Annotated in this window: 1 protein-coding gene; it reads left to right on the forward strand. The window is 52.7% G+C overall.

The genetic code is table 11. From position 1 onward, the window contains the following. Positions 1-4,612: beta strand repeat-containing protein (locus FPE01S_RS26065; protein ID WP_052956162.1), on the forward strand; the 4,612-nt coding region annotated here is incomplete at both ends.

Raw genomic sequence — 4,612 nt, forward strand, 5'->3', positions numbered from 1 at the left:
TGGAACATGGATTCCTGCTGTCGTGAACAATACCACATCCGGTTCCTATACCTTTGTACCAGATGCCGGCCAGTGTGCAGCACCGGCTACCATCGATATCACTGTAACACCCGCAGTGACACCGACCTTCGATGCGATCGGCGCAATCTGTCAGAATATTGTAGCACCGGCATTGCCTGGAACTTCCAACAATGGCATCAACGGCACCTGGTCACCTGCCGTGATCAACACCAGTGTGATCGGCACTTCTACTTATACCTTCACCCCGGCAGCAGGAGAGTGTGCTACGCCGGTGAGCATTGATATAACCATCGCAACCAGTGTAACACCAGTATTCAATGCCATCGGACCACTGTGTCTCAACAGCGCAGCACCAACATTGCCCGCAACATCCAACAATGGAATCAATGGTACCTGGAGCCCGGCAACAATCAATACCGGAGCCCTGGGCACTACCACCTATACCTTCACCCCGGATGCTTCAAGCTGTGGCGTTCCGACAACCATCGATATCACCATCACCGATCAGATTACACCAACATTTGATCCGATTGCAGCATTCTGTGCGGGAGCTACCGCACCGGTGCTCCCAACAGCCTCGCTGAACGGCATTACCGGTACATGGTCGCCTGCAGTGGTGAGCAATACTGCTTCCGGCACCTATACATTTACCCCAGACGCTGGACAGTGTGCGGCTCCGGTAAGCATAGACATCACTGTTACACCTGCTGTAACACCAACCTTTGCGGCAATACCAGCATTCTGTGCCGGTTCAACTGCACCGGTATTGCCAGCAACGTCACTCAACGGCATCTCCGGTTCATGGGTTCCAGCAGTAGTCAGCAACACCACTTCCGGATCTTACACCTTTATCCCTGACGCCGGCCAGTGTGCTGAACCAGTAACCCTTGATATCACGGTTACGCTTGCTGTTACGCCGACATTCGATCCGATCGCTGCGATCTGTCTGAATAGTGCTGCTCCTGTACTGCCGGGCATCTCTCTCAATGGTGTGAGTGGCAACTGGAGTCCTGCTGTGATCATTACCAGTGTGATCGGAACTACCACATATACCTTTACACCGGCAGCAGGAGCGTGTGCAACTCCTGTCAGCATCGATGTAACCATCACTGACCAGATCACACCAACCTTCACTACAATCCCTGCATTCTGTGAAGGCAGCGTAGCCCCTGTATTACCGAATGTATCTCTCAACGGCATCACTGGTTCATGGGTACCGGCTGTTGTGAACAATACCACATCCGGATCTTACACCTTCATACCAGATGCCGGCCAGTGCGCTGCACCAATCAGCATCGATATCACCGTAACACCGGCAGTGTCACCAACCTTCGATGCGGTCGGTGCGATCTGCCAGAATAGTGTAGCGCCGGCGCTGCCAGCAACGTCCAACAATGGCATCAACGGTACATGGAGCCCGGCCGTGATCAATACAGCGACAATTGGCACTTCAACCTACACCTTCACCCCGGCAGCAGGAGAGTGTGCTGTATCAGTAAGCATCGAAGTCACCATCGCCACCAGTGTAACGCCGGTATTCAATGCCATCGGACCACTGTGTCTGAACAGCACTGCACCAACGCTGCCTGCAACATCCAACAACGGCATCAATGGCACGTGGAGCCCGGCTACAGTTTCAACCGGTTCTATCGGCACAACCACCTACACCTTTACTCCGGATGCTGCAAGTTGCGGTGTACCGACAACCATTGATATCACCATCACTGATCAGATTACACCAACATTTGATCCGATTGCAGCATTCTGCGCGGGAGCAACTGCGCCGGTATTGCCTGGTATATCGTTGAACGGAATCACCGGTACCTGGTCGCCTGCAGTGGTGAGCAATGCCGCTTCCGGTACATATACCTTTACCCCTGACGCCGGACAGTGTGCGGCACCGGTAAGCATCGACATCACCGTTACACCAGCTGTCACCCCAACATTTGCAGCAATACCATCCTTCTGTTCCGGTACAACTGCACCGGTACTGCCAGCTGCTTCACTCAACGGAATCAGCGGTTCATGGCTTCCGGCAACTGTAAGCAACACCACTTCCGGATCTTACACCTTTATCCCTGACGCCGGTCAGTGTGCTGAACCAGTAACACTTGACATCACTGTTACGCCAGCTGTCACACCAACATTTGATCCGATTGCTGCTCTCTGTCAGAACAGTACCGCACCTGCTCTGCCAGTGACTTCACTCAATGGCATAAGTGGCACCTGGTCACCAACTGTGATCAACACCACTGTGATTGGTACAGCCAGCTTCACCTTTACCCCTGATGCCAGCCAGTGTGCAACACCAGTGACCATCGATATTACCATCACTGACCAGGTCACACCGACATTTACAGCAATACCTGCATTCTGTGCTGGATCAAGTGCACCAGTACTGCCAACTGCATCGCTTAATGGTATCACGGGATCATGGGTGCCTGCCGTGGTGAATAATACCACATCTGGATCATACACCTTTATACCAGACGCCGGCCAGTGTGCTGCTCCAATCAGCATCGATATTACCGTAACACCTGCAGTGACACCAACCTTTGGCGCCATCGGTGATATCTGTCAGAATAGCGTAGCACCGGCATTGCCAGCAACATCCAACAACGGCATCAACGGAACATGGAGCCCGGCGGTGATCAATACAGCAACAATCGGCACTTCAACCTACACCTTCACCCCGGCAGCGGGAGAGTGTGCCGTATCGGTGAGCATCGATGTAACCATCGCTACCAGTGTAACGCCGGTATTCAATGCCTTCGGACCACTTTGTCTGAACAGTGCTGCACCAACACTGCCGGCAACATCCAACAATGGCATCAATGGTACCTGGAGCCCGGCAACCGTTAATACCGGCAGCCTCGGTACAACCACCTATACCTTTACTCCGGATCCATCAAGCTGTGGTGTACCAACTACCATCGATATCACCATCACCGATCAGATCGCGCCAATCTTCGATCCGATTGCACCATTCTGTGCGGGTGCAACAGCGCCGGTACTGCCAGCGGCTTCACTGAACGGCATCACCGGTACATGGTCACCGGCCCTGGTGAGCAATACTGCTTCTGGTACTTATACCTTTACACCGGATGCAGACCAGTGTGCTGCTCCGGTAAGCATCGATATCACGGTAACACCTGCCGTAACACCAACATTTGCAGCAATACCAGACTTCTGTGCCGGCACAACTGCTCCAATACTTCCAGCGGCCTCACTGAACGGCATCAGCGGTTCATGGGTTCCGGCAACCGTAAGCAATACTGCATCAGGAACCTATACCTTCGTTCCGGATGGTGGACAGTGTGCTGAACCGGTAACAATAGATATTACTGTAATACCTGCTGTTACGCCGACATTTGATCCGATCGCGGCACTTTGCCTGAACAGCGCAGCACCTTCATTGCCGGGCACTTCACTTAATGGTGTGAATGGTAGCTGGAGCCCTGCCGTGATCAATACCAGTGTGATCGGAACGACCACTTACACTTTCACTCCAGCAGCAGGAGCGTGTGCAACGCCGGTCAGCATCGACATAACCATCACTGACCAGATCACACCAACCTTTACTACTATACCAGCATTCTGTACGGGTTCACCTGCACCAGTACTGCCAACTGCATCACTTAATGGCATCACGGGATCATGGGTGCCTGCCGTGGTGAATAATACCACTTCCGGTTCTTATACCTTTATACCAGACGCTGGCCAGTGTGCTGCTCCAATCAGCATCGATATTACCGTATCACCAGCTGTGACACCAACCTTTGACGCCATCGGTGATATCTGCCAGAACAGCGTGGCACCTGCATTGCCATCCACGTCAACCAATGGCATCAATGGTACCTGGTCACCAGCAGCGATCAATACCAGTGCACTTGGCACTTCAACCTACACCTTCACCCCGGCAGCAGGAGAGTGTGCTGTATCAGTAAGCATCGATGTCACCATCGCTACCAGTGTAACGCCGGTATTCAATGCCATCGGACCACTGTGTCTGAACAGCACTGCACCAACACTGCCCACGACTTCCAATAATGGCATCAATGGTACCTGGAGCCCGGCAACCGTTAATACCGGAAGCCTCGGTACAACCACCTATACCTTTACTCCGGATGCTTCAAGCTGTGGTGTACAGACAACCATCGATATCACCATCACCGATCAGATCACACCAACATTTGATCCGATTGCAGCATTCTGTGCGGGTGCAACAGCACCGGTGTTGCCATCGACTTCACTCAACAGTATTACCGGAACATGGTCACCTGCAGTGGTGAGCAATACCGCGTCAGGTACTTATACCTTTACTCCTGACGCCGGACAGTGTGCGGCTCCGGTAAGCATTGACATCACAGTAACACCTGCGGTAACACCAACTTTTGCTACAATACCAGCATTCTGTGCCGGTACAACTGCACCAGTATTGCCAGCAACTTCACTCAATGGTATCACCGGTACTTGGTTACCCGCAACTGTAAGCAATACTGCTTCAGGCAGCTACACCTTTATCCCAGATGCAGCGCAGTGCGCTGAACCAGTAACAATTGATATCACAGTAACACCTGCTGCTACGCCG

Origin of the sequence: Flavihumibacter petaseus NBRC 106054 (genome assembly GCF_000974785.1) — a bacterium.
Lineage (GTDB): Bacteria > Bacteroidota > Bacteroidia > Chitinophagales > Chitinophagaceae > Flavihumibacter > Flavihumibacter petaseus.